At 35.6% G+C, this 15,677-nt stretch carries 8 protein-coding genes; 6 read left to right on the plus strand and 2 right to left on the minus strand.

Annotated features, from left to right (window positions below):
• Nucleotides 1-35: 35 nt before the first annotated feature.
• The 4 genes from PXC01_RS14805 (at nt 36) to PXC01_RS14820 (ending at nt 9,674) form a co-directional block, all read left to right on the plus strand.
• A complete protein-coding gene (locus PXC01_RS14805; RefSeq protein WP_276473066.1) occupies nt 36-1,058 on the plus strand; it encodes an NAD-dependent epimerase/dehydratase family protein in 1,023 nt (340 codons plus the stop codon).
• An 86-nt stretch (nt 1,059-1,144) separates the two neighbouring features.
• Nucleotides 1,145-2,419, plus strand: coding sequence for a nucleotide sugar dehydrogenase (locus tag PXC01_RS14810; RefSeq protein ID WP_276473067.1), 1,275 nt, complete (start codon nt 1,145-1,147; stop codon nt 2,417-2,419).
• A 74-nt stretch (nt 2,420-2,493) separates the two neighbouring features.
• Nucleotides 2,494-3,819: a UDP-glucose dehydrogenase family protein gene (locus PXC01_RS14815; RefSeq protein WP_276473068.1), complete on the plus strand. Its 1,326-nt coding sequence runs from the start codon at nt 2,494-2,496 to the stop codon at nt 3,817-3,819.
• A gap of 215 nt (nt 3,820-4,034) precedes the next feature.
• The gene (locus tag PXC01_RS14820; protein ID WP_276473069.1) at nt 4,035-9,674 is read left to right on the plus strand and encodes a T9SS type B sorting domain-containing protein; all 5,640 of its coding nucleotides are present in this window, start codon (nt 4,035-4,037) and stop codon (nt 9,672-9,674) included.
• A gap of 75 nt (nt 9,675-9,749) precedes the next feature.
• On the opposite strand, the gene PXC01_RS14825 is transcribed toward PXC01_RS14820, so the two are convergent.
• Together PXC01_RS14825 and PXC01_RS14830 are read right to left on the minus strand one after the other, a co-directional pair.
• Nucleotides 9,750-10,685 carry a nucleotide-diphospho-sugar transferase gene (locus PXC01_RS14825; protein ID WP_276473070.1) on the minus strand — a complete coding sequence of 312 codons (936 nt, stop codon included), beginning with the start codon at nt 10,683-10,685 and terminating at the stop codon, nt 9,750-9,752.
• Between the two features lie 10 nt (nt 10,686-10,695).
• Nucleotides 10,696-11,589, minus strand: coding sequence for a polysaccharide deacetylase family protein (locus PXC01_RS14830; protein WP_276473071.1), 894 nt, complete (start codon nt 11,587-11,589; stop codon nt 10,696-10,698).
• A 307-nt stretch (nt 11,590-11,896) separates the two neighbouring features.
• Between PXC01_RS14830 and PXC01_RS14835 the strand changes: the two genes are divergently transcribed.
• Both PXC01_RS14835 and gmd read left to right on the plus strand, forming a co-directional pair.
• Nucleotides 11,897-14,137, plus strand: a complete 2,241-nt coding sequence (locus tag PXC01_RS14835) for an Ig-like domain-containing protein (protein WP_276473072.1) — start codon at nt 11,897-11,899, stop codon at nt 14,135-14,137.
• Between the two features lie 210 nt (nt 14,138-14,347).
• Nucleotides 14,348-15,463: a GDP-mannose 4,6-dehydratase gene (gene gmd / locus PXC01_RS14840; protein WP_276473073.1), complete on the plus strand. Its 1,116-nt coding sequence runs from the start codon at nt 14,348-14,350 to the stop codon at nt 15,461-15,463.
• Nucleotides 15,464-15,677: the final 214 nt, after the last annotated feature.

The raw sequence follows: 15,677 nt of genomic DNA on the forward strand, positions 1-15,677 counted from the left end.
AATAGTTACATTTGTATATCTAAAATTTAAAAATTTTGAAAATACTTGTAACTGGTGCTGCGGGCTTTATTGGCTTCCACTTATCGCTTTCTTTGCTTAAATCTGGGCACCAAGTAACTGGCTTGGACAACATTAATAATTATTACGATGTTGCCTTAAAATATGCAAGGTTAACGGAACTAGGCATTACACAAGACAATATTAAAGACGACAAGAAATATATTCAAAGTTCGGCTTACCAAAACTTCAAGTTTATTAAATGTAGTTTGGAAGATGCGCCTACGATAAACGATGTATTTCAAGAAACTAAATTTGATATTGTTTGCAATCTAGCTGCTCAAGCTGGTGTACGCTATAGTTTAGAACATCCTGATAAATATATAAATAGCAATATTGTAGGTTTTTTTAATATTTTAGAAGGTTGCAAAACAACTAAAGTTCCTCATTTAATATATGCAAGTAGTTCAAGTGTATATGGTAATAGCACTACTACCCCTTTTAAAACATCAGATTTTACTGATAGTCCCGTAAGTTTATACGCCGCTACAAAGAAAAGCAATGAACTAATGGCACACACCTATAGTCATTTATATGACTTTAAGACAACCGGATTGAGGTTTTTTACCGTATATGGACCGTGGGGTAGACCGGACATGGCCTACTTTAAATTTACGAAAGCTATTTTAAAAAATGAAAGTATCCCAGTATTCAACAATGGGCAGCTTGAAAGGGATTTTACTTATATAGATGATATCATTGGTGGAATCAATAAAATAGTAGAAAAAGGTTTTATAAGCAATTCAGAAAACAGCAATAATGCCATATACAATATTGGAAATGGCAAACCGGTTAAACTGATGGATTTTATTGCTATTCTAGAAAAGGAATTGAATAAAAAAGCAACTTATAACATGTTACCCATGCAAGATGGTGATGTTTATAAAACCTGGACGGATATTGAGGAGTTAAAAGAAAATTATAATTACCTACCTGCAATAGATATTGAATTTGGCATTCATCAATTTGCAAAGTGGTATACGAGTTTCTATAAATCCTGATAACGTTCTATAAATTTAAAGTTCCCCAGTTTTAATTATAAAGTAAGAAAGAAACAAAGAACAGAACATTTATATAAAACTAAGGAATGAAAATAGGAATTATAGGATTAGGATATGTAGGACTTCCATTGGCTGCCCTATTTGCAAAAAAGTACAGAGTTGTAGGTTATGATATAAGTCAAAAAAGAGTTGATGAAATAAGATCAGGAAAGGATACTACTCTTGAACTTTCAGATTTAGATCTTGAAGAAGTTTTAACAACGGATTTAAACCAAAAAGAGAAGGGGTTAATCTGCACAACCTCAATTAATGACCTGGCTGATTGCACTTATTATATTATTACGGTACCTACCCCGGTTGACGACACAAAAAGACCTGTTTTTACGCCATTGATCAAAGCCAGTGAAGCGGTAGGTAAAATTATAAAAAAGGGAGATATAGTCATCTATGAATCAACGGTATACCCAGGTGCCACGGAAGAAGTATGTATTCCTGTAATAGAGCAAACAAGTAATATGGTCTTTAACAAGGACTTTTATGCAGGTTATTCTCCCGAACGCATAAATCCGGGAGATAAAAAGCATACGGTAGAGAAGATTTTAAAAGTAACGTCAGGCTCTACTCCGGAAATCGGTAAAAAGGTAGATGAGTTATATAAATCTGTAATAACGGCGGGTACTCACCTTGCTCCTACCATTAAAGTTGCGGAAGCTTCCAAGGTCATTGAGAATACCCAAAGGGATATTAATATCGCTTTCATGAATGAATTGGCCAAAATTTTTGGCCTGTTGGATATTGATACAAATGATGTTTTAGCGGCAGCAGGTACGAAATGGAATTTTTTACCGTTTAAACCAGGTCTAGTTGGTGGTCACTGTATAGGTGTGGACCCTTATTATTTAGCTCAGAAAGCGCAAGAAAACGGGTACAACCCAGATTTGATCTTGGCCGGCAGAAGAATTAACGATGGTATGGGCGAGTATGTTAGTCTGCAAATCATTAAGCTAATGCTAAAGCACGACTTACAGGTCAAAGATGCTAAAGTTTTAATACTAGGGGTAACGTTTAAAGAAGATTGTCCGGATATCAGAAACACAAAGGTTATTGATATGGTAAAAAATTTGAACGATTATAGGGTAAACACCACCATATATGACCCTTGGGCAGACCCAGAAGAAGTAGAACATGAATACGGATTAATTACAACACAGCAAAGGCCTACGGATACATATGATGTCATTGTATTGGCCGTAGCTCATGATAAGTTTTTAAAAGAGGACTTATCTAGCTTTAAAAAGGAGAGCACATTGGTTTATGATATAAAAGGCAAACTAGCAAGTGGTTACACAGCACGATTATAAACCCATAAAACGATATATTTTTCAATATTAAATATATAGATATTAACTTTATCGCCAGTAAATAAAATTACCAAATGAATTTAACAGTAATAGGAACAGGATATGTAGGTCTAGTTAGCGGAACGTGTTTTGCTGAAATGGGAAACACGGTTACCTGCGTAGATATAGACGAAAAAAAGATCACGAACCTAGAGAAAGGTATTATACCTATATATGAGCCAGGTCTTACGCAAATGGTATTGAGAAATTTTGAAAACAAAACACTACATTTTAGCACAGACCTAGCCAAAACACTTAAAAAATGTGATATAGCATTTATTGCCGTTGGTACGCCAATGGGTGAAGATGGTGCGGCAGATTTACAATATGTATTACAAGTTGCTTCAGACATAGGTGACCACATGCAGCAAAGGCTGATCATTGTGGATAAATCTACGGTACCTGTGGGTACAGCGGACAAAGTAAAAGCTAAAATTCAAGAACGTTTGGCCTTACGCGGAGTAGACATTCCTTTTGAAGTGGTATCTAACCCGGAATTCTTAAAAGAAGGTGATGCCATAAATGACTTTATGAAGCCGGACAGGGTGGTGATCGGTGTAGAAACACCCGAAGCTGAAGAACAAATGAGAACCTTATATGCTCCGTTCTTTAGAACACAGAATAGAATGATTTCTATGGATGTTCGTTCTGCAGAAATGACCAAATATGTGGCCAATGCCATGCTGGCCACTAAAATTTCATTCATGAACGAGGTTGCCAACATATGTGAATTGGTAGGTGCAGATGTAAACAAAGTTAGAGTTGGTATTGGATCGGACAGTAGAATAGGTTATAGTTTTATTTACCCTGGTAGTGGCTACGGTGGATCATGTTTTCCAAAAGACGTAAAGGCGTTAAAGCGTTCCGCACAGCAGCACGGCTATACACCTAGGCTAATTGATGCCGTTGAAAAAGTGAACAATGACCAAAAATTTGTTATAGCCAATAAAGTAGTCGGTCATTTTGGCGAAGACCTTACCGGAAAGACTTTTGCTATTTGGGGTCTTGCATTTAAACCGGAAACGGATGATATGCGAGAAGCTCCGGCTATTTATATCATAAAAGAATTGGTAAAAAGAGGTGCTACCGTAAATGCATATGACCCTAAGGCCATGCATGAAGCAAAGAGTTTCTACCTTAAAGATGTAGAAAATGTAACTTATTTTGACTCTAAATATGACACGTTGAAAGACGCGGACGCAATGTTACTACTAACGGAGTGGAAAGAATTTAGATCCCCAGATTTTGAAGAATTAAAAATAAGGTTGAACCAACCTATTATTTTTGACGGTAGAAATCAATATACAGCATTAAATATGCCCGAAAAAGGGTTTACATATTACCAAATTGGTAAGAAATAACAACTTTTTACATAAGAAGTAGTTGAAGGTCAAGAACGTTGTTCTTGACCTTTTTTGTTGATAATCAATTAAAAATTAATGATATAAATAGGCTCTTATCTAGTAATTTTGCGATTCAGCGATTAATGATTTTATTAGATAAAACGCTCACTATTTTTACTACGTATCTTTTTGTTTAACCCCATAGAATGATACTTTTTTTTCAAATTACTACTATGCTACACAGAACACTATATTTAGCCATTCTATTTTTTTCTTTCTCATTTATAGCCGTTGCGCAAGATGCTGACTTTGATGGCGTTTTAGATGGTGTTGACTTTTGCCCAAATACTGCAGATCCATCTAATGCTGATTCTGATGGTGATGGCGTTGGTGATGTATGTGATTTGGATGATGATAATGATGGTATATTGGACTTTTATGATTGTGAAATACCAATTCCCAATTATAGTTTCGAATCCCCTACATACTATTCATTTCCAGATGGATGGGATTACTCACCCACCTTATACACTTTAGGTCAAGGTATTGCTGGAACACACAATATAGAACCTACGACTAATTATCCTATAGCTCCAGAGCAAAATCAATTTCTATACATTAATTCAGATGGAACGGACCCAGTAGTATCTATAACCTTAAGTAACCATATAGGTATTTTTGCACCTGGAAGTTATATACTCACTTTAAATATTGGAGATGGTTTAAGTTCTACTAACCGATATAGAAATGACGGAATTTCCACTATAGAACTCGGCTACGGTAATGACCCAGCTTCATTTACTCCTATAAATTCACTAATTGAGGATGGAACAAATACATTAGATGGAACTTTTAATGAATTTTCTTTTACCACAGTATTAAATTTGGGTGACCCTGCAATCGGACAAGGAATTCTAATTCGAATTACACATGAAGCACAGCCAAATGCAGTAGCAGGAAATTATGATAATATTAGGTTAGTTAGAGATACAGATGGAGATGGAATTTCAGACTGTTTAGAAATTGATGCAGATAATGATGGATGTTTCGATGCTATAGAAGCAGGTCATTTAGCAAATGCTAGCGGAGAATTAAATAATTCTGGGTTAAATGCAGATGGAACAGTTATACCGTTAGGAACTGGCTATTCTGGAAATACCCAAGAGGTTATTGATGACAGTTTAAATAGTTGTGACCCAACTTACAATGATAATGATAGCGATGGTGTACTTAATAATCTTGATTTAGACGATGACAATGATGGTATTAGAGATGAATATGAATGTGAAATTCCAATAGAAAACCACAGTTTTGAAGCTGATTTACCTGGTTCTTCACCTCAAACAGGTTGGATTTTCAATTCTACTTCTGGAGCAGGTATTGAAGAGATTATTTCGCCTCCAAACGTAGATCCCAATTTTTTTACCGCACCAGATGGAAACCAATTAGCTTTTATCAATGGCACAGGTACAATCTTATTATCAGAGGTATATGCTTCATATGAGATTAGTAATTACATTCTATCAGTTTATATAGGTGATGGAATAAATGAGTCAAACCCATTTAGAAATGATGGTCAAAGCATTATAGAACTTGGGTATTTAGATGGAATAGGTAATTTCCAGACTATACCAGGAGGCAATAGAATAGTTGAAGGGTATGAAACCCCTCCTGGCATTTGGATGAATTTTGACCTTAATGTAAATATACCATTAGGAAGTCCCGCACTTGGAAACGGTATAGTGGTCAGAATTACTCATACAGAAAATGGTATTCTAAATCAAAGAGCAGGAAATTATGATAATATAAGAATAGTAAAGGATGCCGATAACGATGGAATATCAAATTGTTTTGACACTGACAGCGACAATGACGGTTGCCCTGATGTTGAAGAAGCCGGTCATGCTAATGGCGGCACTGATACTTTAGCCGGGGGTGCAGTCGATGCCGATGGTTTAATTACTGGTTACGCAACAGGTTATAGTGGTCCCACAAATGCCGTTTTCAACAACTTATTAGATACTTGTAACCCAATAGACACAGACAATGATGGATTGGCTAATGATGATGGATACACACAAAATCTACCAGCCAACAATGATGATTTCGATTTACTTGATAAGGATAATGATAATGATGGCATTACAGATATTGAAGAGGGTTGTAATTTAACAACAGTTGGATTAATGAGAGAGGCTTATGCTTTTGAAGTACCTTTAAACAATTTTATTTACGACCCTGGTGCTGGAAACGACACACCATCTAATCAAGGTAATCCACTCATGGGAACAAGAAGTCCAGATTTCTGGCTACCTAGTGATTTTTCTGTTGTAGGAACTTCATTAGTTCGAGTCCAAGATTATATAGACCCAGCAACTACATTACCTTATTCTCCAAATTATTATGCTGATGGATCTGGTATATCTGATGATCCAACAGCAGCATCAGGAGATGCAACTAGATATGACAATGATTCTTTTGTTTTCATTAACGGTACTGCTTCTATAACTCAGGATCGATTTGCTTATGATTTAAGCAATAGAGTACCTACTATTATTGAAGGTGGTTATATCGTAACAGTTTCTGTTGGAGATGGATTAGATATTGAAGACCGTTTTAGAAATGATGGAACAAGTTTATTAGAAGCTGGTTACGATGACGGTAGTGGCTTCACGGTATTAAGCTCAAGAACTGTAACACCTGATGAAACACCTAATGGCACATGGACAGATATTTCTTATAATGTTCCAATACCAGCTGGCTCCCCTGCCATAGGTGAATTATTGCTATTGAGAATAACACACACTATTAATGTAGCTAACAATCAAGAAGCGGGTAATTATGATAATATTCGAATTAATTTTGACTATGATAATGATGGTATCCCAGATTGCAACGACTCAGATTCAGACAACGACGGTTGTCCAGATGCTACCGAAGCAGGCTTTACAAATGACGACAATGATGATTTTGTTGGTAATGGTGTACCCGCAATAGATGGTGACGGATTAGTTTTAGGTACAGACGGTTATACCACCCCAGTTAGCCCAAATGTTAGAAGTTATTCAGAACCTGCAGTAATAGACACTGGGCTCACCAATCCCAACGAGGCTTGCGAAGGTAGTGATGCTGTATTTACGGTTATCGCCACTAGAGATGGTACAAATACAACTATAATATATGAATGGTATGAAAGTACCGACGGCGGTACAACATTTACTTTATTAGTTGAAGACGCTACTTATATAGGTACAACTACCACAGAACTTACTATTGCAGGGGTTACTACAGGTCTAGATGGTAATTTATATAGAGTTAGAGTAATGGGAGATGACAACCTGTGTTATGAAGAATCAATAGCCACATTAAATGTAACGGCCGGACCAACACCAATTACCCCTGTAGCCACTACAGCAAGCATTTGCGAAGGCGAAGATGCCGAGTTTACTATAACCGGTACTCCCGGAGATATCATAACATACTCATTGGATGGCGGAACTACGTCTGTTTCGGTAACTTTAGATGCCACAGGTATAGCAACAATAACCGAAACTACTACTACAGCAGATGTTACTATGGAAATTAGCAGTATAGAAAGCGGTACATGTACATTAAATTTGGTACCCGTAACCTCCGCTACGGTAACCGTCAACACCATCCCTACCCTAGACCCAGCTACTACCGCTACCTGTTCCGCAGATCTGGCCACCTATGATGTTGCTGTGGTAGTAAACGCCGGCAACATTACAAATACAAGTGAAGGAGTATTAACAGGTAATACCATTACAGGTATAACCGCAGGCAATGACATTACAATTACAGTAGATAACAATGGTTGTATTAGAGACCTGAACATAACCGCACCAGATTGTTCTTGCCCTGTAATTGACATCCCTGTAAACGCCAATAACCAATCTATATGTTTTGGTACCGCCACTCCTGATCTATCCGTAGATTTAGGAACCAATGGCGATGCCATAAATTGGTATGACGCTAGTACCGCAGGTACCCTATTAAATACTGGAACCACGTATACTACCGGGGAAACGGCAGTTGGCACGTATACATATTACGCAGAAGCTATTGAAACAGTTTCTGGCTGTACAAGTAACAGAATTCCGGTAACCTTAACTATTAATTCAATGCCAGTTGCAGATACAAGTACGGATATTAACCAATGTGTTCCTTACACCCTACCCGTTTTATCTGCAGATAACTTTTATTACACGGGACCTAACGGGTCAGGCACCAATCTTTTAGAAGGTTCTGATATTACCAGTACACAAACCATATATATTTATTCAGAATCTGGTACCACGCCAAACTGTTTTGACGAAAGTAGCTTTGAGGTAACTATCAATGAAACACCTGTATTAAATCTACTTTCAGCAACATGTAGTGCAGATTTAAACACCTATTCGGTAACATTTTCAAATAGTATTCCAACTGCAATATTAACAAGTAACGCAGGTACCGTAAGTGGTAATAGCGTTATCAACATTCCATCAAATACGCCATTTGTAACTATCACGGCAAACAATAATGGATGTTCGCCTACTTTAACAGTACAAGCACCAGATTGTTCGTGTCCTATCATAGATGACGCCACAAATCCAATAAATGTAAATACATGCGAAGGTTCTCCTAGTGCGGAATTACAAGTTTCTTTAGGTACCAATGGAGATACTATTAATTGGTACACCACTGCTACAGGGGGTACCAGTATAGCAAATGGACTTTCCTTTACCCCTACAGATACGGCAATTGGCACATATACATATTATGCCGAAGCAAGTGAAGCCGTAAACGGCTGTATAAGTTCAAATAGAATTCCGGTAACGCTGACCATAGAACCGATACCGGTGGCAGACACTTTAAATGATGTTGAAGGCTGTGAATTTTTTGTCTTGCCGAATTTAAGCAACAATAATAATTATTACACAGGTGCAAATGGCACAGGTCAACTTCTTACAGTAGGTAGCCAAGTAAGTCAAGATCAAACGATATACATTTTCGCACAATCTCCTAACAATCAAGACTGTTCTTCTGAATCGCAATTTGAAGTCACAATTTTAGAAGAACCAATTATTGATTTGCCGTACGAAGTGTCTATTTGTAGCAACACTAATGGTATTGCCGCTTCTGTACCTATTGGTGTTGACCTGGGGCCTAATTACATTTATGACTGGACCCCAAATAACGATACCAATGGTGATGGAATTGAAGAAGCAATTTTCAATGTCTCACAAGCTGGTGAATATAGCTTAAGAATATTTACTATAGGTAATACGATTAATTGCGGAGGTAGCTTAGAATATATTGTTAATGTTACCGAAGCTCCATTACCTCAGGATATTGAAATAGAAATAACCAGTGAAGGATTTGAATTAAATTCGGGCAATAGAGTAAGAGCCATTATCAATAATGACATTTTTGCCTATACCAACTTTGAGTATAGTTTGGATGATCCTGATGGACCCTACCAAACCGACAACTTTTTTCAAAATGTTGTTGGTGGTTTACATACCATATTCGTAAGGTCTATTGGTAATTGTGGTGCTACTTTGGAAAGCGACCCTTTCTTGATCGTAAATTACCCTACTTATTTTTCACCTAACGGAGATGGATCAAATGACACCTGGTTTCCATTGGGCTTGGCAGACCCGAATTTAACGACCAATGTAGTAGCTGAAATATATGATAGACATGGTAAGCTAGTGCATTATTTAGACCCTTTTGGCACGGGTTGGGACGGAACTTATAATGGCGAGTCACTTCCTGAATCTGACTATTGGTTTGTCATTGAATATATAGATGCCATTGATAATAATAGAAGTATTCAATTTAAAGGCCACTTTAGTTTAATACGCTAAGTATTACAAATTGAATAAAAAAAGCGTCAGAGATCATATGATCTCTGACGCTTTTTCAATTTGAACTAGTATTATTTATTTGTTGTAGAAAACAGCGAGTATATTTTTAACGGCATCTTTAATAGATTTTGGAAAAAACCATGCTAAAGAATTAATTAGCGTATTTCTTTCTTTATAAAACGACTTATCAAATTCTATTTGAGGTAAAACATATTTAGGATGGCGTAGCGGTAAAGAAAGTTCTTCCCTCTTATCATAATTCATAAAAGGACTTTTAGAACTATGTGTGGCATCTTCCCCATATCCTATATTACTGATTAGGTTGACTTCTGGAAAAACACCCAATTGATTTTGAGATGCTACACTATAGCACCATTGAAAATCCCAAGCACTTACCAGACCCGTTTCCACAGCTTTGATTCTTCGTTTCCAATACGTATAATCTTTCCCTAGATAACCGCAATTAGACAAGATAGAATCTTCATAGTTACCAGATTTCCATTGCATATCATAATCCATATTTTTCCAAGCCCTACGCCAAGTAGCCCAGCCCCAACATACAGCATATTTAGAAAAGCAGTAAGAATCATTTACCGGTATGCTTCCTACCTGATTAAAACCGGAAATTAAACCAATACGTTCATCATCCTTGTAGTGCTGTAATAATGTTTGACAAAATGGAAAAAAACTATCGCTTGCCACACAATCATCCTCTAGAATAATTCCCTGCTCTTCGTGTTCAAAAAACCAATTAATAGCGGTATAAACTCCAGGTCCGCAACCAAGGTTTTCATCTTGGAATAAAGTTTTTACTTCACAATCCCAATCAATGGCACTAATAACTGCCTCCCTTGTATTTTTTACCTTCCCGGCATCTTGTTGTACTGAGTTTCTGGGTCCATCCCCAGATATGTACATTTTTTTCGGTTTACTTCTTTTAATGGCCTCCAATGATTTTAAGGCAACATCTTTTCTATTAAAAATTATAAAAAGTATAGGTGTATCTAACATTATTAAAAGATTAAGCCAACGAATTGGGTAAGAAATTAGTATTATAATCCAGCTCTTGAGCACCTTTGATCAAAAAGTGTTTTATGTGTGAAAGTTTCCAATCTGCAATTATTTGATCCCTTCTTAAGAATACCTTATTCTTGTCAAGTTTGCCTTTTCCATTTATATGACAACCTCTAGAAGCCGATATACAAGACTCATATCCATTTTTCATTACAAATTCAAAAGCAGGTTTGGTAAAATTTTCAAATCTACCATAGGTGTAAGCAAAATGTTTTACTGGACCACATTTTTGCGTTAAAATTTCATCCGCCTTTAAAAAGTCTTCTTCAAATTGTTCTTGCGTCAATTGAGAAACCATATCATGCTGAAAGGTATGATTACCGATCTCGTGACCCTGACGCTGCAACAGCTCTACCTCTTTCCAATTTAAAAATGCGACAGGTGGCATTTCCAATCGTTCTTGGCAAAATTGTTTTATTTTATTAACATCGGTCAATGCTATACTTGCAGGGTTAACATAAAAACAACAACTGGCACCATATGTATTTAGTGCCTTGGCCGCCAACATATTATTTTGAATTCCATCGTCAGAACTCCAGGCAATATAAGGCTTGTCTATTCTATCCGTAAGCAATCTATTCACAGCTTCAGAATGACTGATAAAAACATGGTCCCTTGAAAGAAATGCCAACAACTTCTCAAAATTCTTTACCTCATCTTTAAATATATGATGGAAATACAAAAATTGGACCCGAGGTGTTTTAAGCTCGCTTTCCGCTCCAAACAAAGAATGCTTCATACTTAAAGCATCCAATACAGAAGACCTTAATGCCGCCCTAAATTTTCCGCTCTGTGCACTTTTAATTTGTGCATATGTATCAACAAGTTCGGTATCTTTCATTTTACTTATATCATTAATTCAAAGATACTTTTAAAATCATTTTCTTTGAATCTTAAGTATAAACTAGTTATGCTTTTTAAAATTGTATGATCCGATGAAATAATGCCCAAATGTTAAAAAGAATGTATTTTAACGAAAAAATAGACAGTTGGACATCCAAACCATCTTTTAGAACGTTTAATCCTAAAAGATATTTTTTTTGTGCATTTCATCGAATAAAAGAGTTTTTAATCGACATATTCAATAAAAAGTTGAATTTTTGAAAAGAGAAAGAAAAACATGTTAACCCAATTTACCTACTTTACCTATGAATTTTAACCTTAGATTTCCCAAATTGTCTACGGCCCTATTACTTTCTTTTATTTTAACATCCTGTTCAAAAGATGCTGACCTATTATCGGAATATGTCATCAATGACACTGATCAGTCTAAAGAAATTGGCCTACTAATTCAAAACGATTTTGTAACCACCCAATCTAATACCAGTATAGTCATTGATGTACTATCAAATGATAATTATGACAATTGGGAAAATGTAAAAATTATAAGTGTCTCATCACCCGCAAATGGCGAGGTCATATTAAATGACAACAAAACGTTAACATATATTCCTGATGGTTATTTAGACACTTCTGAACAGGCACCTACTGAAGATCCGGAAACAACTCCAGAGTCAACTCCAGAAACGGAAACAACTCCTGAACCTGAAACAACTCCCGAACCTGAGTCAACTCCAGAACCAGAAGCAACTCCTGAGTCAGAGCCGGAATCAACCCCTGAGCCTGAAACTACTCCCGAACCGGAAACAAGTACAGAAACTGTTGAAGATACCTTTACGTATACAACTGAGGTTACCAATCCAGAAGACAACACTACTACAACTGAAGAAGCGACCGTAACTGTAATTGTAACCAATTCATCTTTTGCAACTTCAGGTGAAAACATATATTATGTGACTACCAATGGAAATTCAAGCAATGACGGTAAATCTGAAAACTCGGCTTGGAATTGGTCACATGCTGTAAATCAAGCCCAACCTGGTGATATTTTATACGTAAAAGCTGGAGAATACAATAATATAACAACCACTTTCACCAGAAACGGAACCTATGACAATCCAATAAGATTCGTTGGTTATAAAAATACTCCAGGTGATATTGATGCCACCAAACAAAGCTTATCGGGAACAGATACAAAAGGAAGAAGAGGTACTACTAGATATGCTAACAATGTTGAGTTTGATTATAAGAGCAATCCAAGTTCTAACGAAATGCCTATGTTTAAAAAGAATTATGTAAGGGGTGAAAATGCTTTTTTAATTGGCTCAGACTATATAGAAATTCACAATTTCGTTATTAGTGGTTATTCAACAGGCATTTTCATCAATGCCGATAGTGATGGGGCAAAAGTAATTAATTGCATTTTTCATGAGCAAGGAAATCTTAACGTTCAATTAACAGACACATCAAATCCCGATAGATATTTCGGGGAAGGGGTTACTGCGAGTAGAGCATCTAATTTTTCCGTAGAATTCTGTTCTTTTTTAAATCCAGAGCAACAAGGTATAACAATAAGAGGCACCAATACCGGTACCGTAGAAAATAACGTAGTTTATAGTTATAGTATGATAAATGGCGTTGATTATTCTATATTATTAAGCTCAGATAATGGTAACGCACATAATTTAATTTTAAAATATAATTTAATAGACCGATTAGCTAATGTGCCTCATGTAGGCCATGGATTTTCCTTGAAAAATGGAGCTAATAATAATTTAATTTCAAATTTTGAAATTATAAATACTGGTATTGAAACTGAATTTGGAAATGTGTTTAATAATACTTTTAAAAATGGAAATATCCAAGGAAGTTTTTATAACTCTGGCAATGAACTAAGTTCAATAACAGTTGCGAATGGATCACACGACAATACATTCGAAAATATCGTTGTTGATAATGCTTGGGGTGGAATTTTATTTGGAGACTATGACTACAGTCAACACAGTGATACGGGTATTGACCCCTATACTTCTGGTATCAATAATAATTTTGTCAATATAATTGTTAAGAACTGTCGTTATGCAGTTATATTCAAGGATGGTCAAGACCATAATTCACAAGGCCCACTAAATAACAATTTTATAAATTGTACATTTTACGATGTGGAATATGGATTAAGAATATTCATGAATAATTCAGGCAATAAATTTTATAACACTAGCTTTAATACAACCAACAGCTTTTTGACAGAACATGGTAATAATACACTTAATTCTAATACTTTATTCAGAAATTGTCATTTTAATGGAGGGAGTACATCTGTAACTTCTGTTAATCGTTTTCAATCACAAAATAATATAGAAGGCAATCCGTCATTTAAAAATGAAAATGGGATAGAAGACGGCAATTTTGATGTATCTGGACTTGAATTACAAGAGACAAGTCCTCTTAAAAACCGTGGAGTTAATATTACTAATATTCTTAATTTAAATTTTTCTAATTTCAATAATGAAAATCGAAATAATATTATAAATATTGGAGCATTTTAATAATAATAAAATTAAAAAAAAGGCTATTAATTTCTATTAATAGCCTTTTTTTTTATTGTTCCACAAATTTAGAATTAGTATTTATTCTTACACTAATGTAGATTTTAAAAGAATTATTAAGAAATGTACCATTGTTAACCAATTTTTTTTAAAATACATCGTTAAACATTTTAGATAAATTAATAATCGACAAAGTATCAAAAAAACAATATGAGTAAAGTTGCATTAATTACAGGGGTTACCGGACAAGATGGTGCCTATTTAAGTGAATTCCTTTTAAAAAAAGGATATATCGTTCATGGTCTAAAAAGAAGATCTTCTCTTTTTAATACGGATCGAATAGACCATTTATATCAAGATCCTCATGTAGAGCATAGAAACTTTATATTACATTATGGTGATATGACCGATAGTACAAACTTGATTAGAATAATTCAAGAAGTACAACCAGATGAGATTTATAATCTTGCCGCAATGAGCCATGTTCATGTATCTTTTGAAGTGCCTGAATACACTGCAAATGCTGATGGTATTGGTACGCTACGTATTCTAGATGCGGTAAGAATGTTGGGTTTAACCGAAAAGACCCGAATTTATCAGGCTTCTACTTCTGAATTGTATGGTAAGGTGCAAGAAGTTCCACAATCAGAAACTACCCCGTTTTATCCAAGAAGCCCATATGCAGTTGCAAAAATGTATGCGTATTGGATTACGGTAAACTATAGAGAAGCCTATGGTATGTATGCTTGTAATGGAATCTTATTTAACCACGAATCTCCAATTAGGGGTGAAACTTTTGTAACAAGAAAGATTACGCGTGCTACAGCCAGAATAGCTCTAGGGCTTCAAGACAAAATTTACCTTGGTAACTTAGATGCACAACGTGATTGGGGCCACGCAAAGGATTATGTTCGTATGATGTGGATGATTCTACAGGCTGATGAAGCGGAAGACTGGGTAATTGCTACAGGAAAAACTACTCCGGTTAGAGAGTTTGTACGCATGAGTTTTCTAGAAGTTGGTATTGAATTAGAATTTAAAGGCGAAGGCGTTAACGAAAAAGGTTACGTAAAAGCATGTAACAACCCAGAATTTCAATTAGAAATTGGCAAAGAAGTTTTAGGTGTAGACCCTAAATACTTTAGACCAACAGAAGTTGACCTATTAATTGGAGATCCAACAAAAGCTAAAACTAAGCTGGGATGGGATACGGAATACGAATTAAAAGATTTGGTTAAAGACATGATGCAAAGTGATGTAAAATTGATGCAAAAAGACCAATATCTTAAAGATGGTGGTTATAGGATTTTAAATTATTTTGAATAAAATTTCTCACGTTACCATTTAAAATTTAGTCCCTAAGATCGGTTGCTAACTTTCTTCCATAGAAACCACTTAGGGGCTTTTTAAATTCTAAATTCTGCAACAAGTTAAGTATATGTGACCAAGTTTAGCCAAATTTGATAATACTGCTATCGTCAAATACTTCAAAGTACTCGAATTAATCAATCTAATAGTCGATAAATTTATCAAAGTTTCA

It is taken from the genome of Maribacter huludaoensis, assembly GCF_029350945.1.
Classification (GTDB): domain Bacteria; phylum Bacteroidota; class Bacteroidia; order Flavobacteriales; family Flavobacteriaceae; genus Maribacter; species Maribacter huludaoensis.

Bases quoted from the DNA above. Each gene is read 5' to 3' on its own strand.
- PXC01_RS14835 (WP_276473072.1), top strand. From the start codon at position 11,897: ATGAATTTTAACCTTAGATTTCCCAAATTGTCTACGGCCCTATTACTT.
- PXC01_RS14820 (WP_276473069.1), top strand. From the start codon at position 4,035: ATGCTACACAGAACACTATATTTAGCCATTCTATTTTTTTCTTTCTCA.
- PXC01_RS14825 (WP_276473070.1), bottom strand. From the start codon at position 10,685: ATGTTAGATACACCTATACTTTTTATAATTTTTAATAGAAAAGATGTT.
- PXC01_RS14815 (WP_276473068.1), top strand. From the start codon at position 2,494: ATGAATTTAACAGTAATAGGAACAGGATATGTAGGTCTAGTTAGCGGA.
- PXC01_RS14830 (WP_276473071.1), bottom strand. From the start codon at position 11,589: ATGAAAGATACCGAACTTGTTGATACATATGCACAAATTAAAAGTGCA.
- gmd (WP_276473073.1), top strand. From the start codon at position 14,348: ATGAGTAAAGTTGCATTAATTACAGGGGTTACCGGACAAGATGGTGCC.
- PXC01_RS14810 (WP_276473067.1), top strand. From the start codon at position 1,145: ATGAAAATAGGAATTATAGGATTAGGATATGTAGGACTTCCATTGGCT.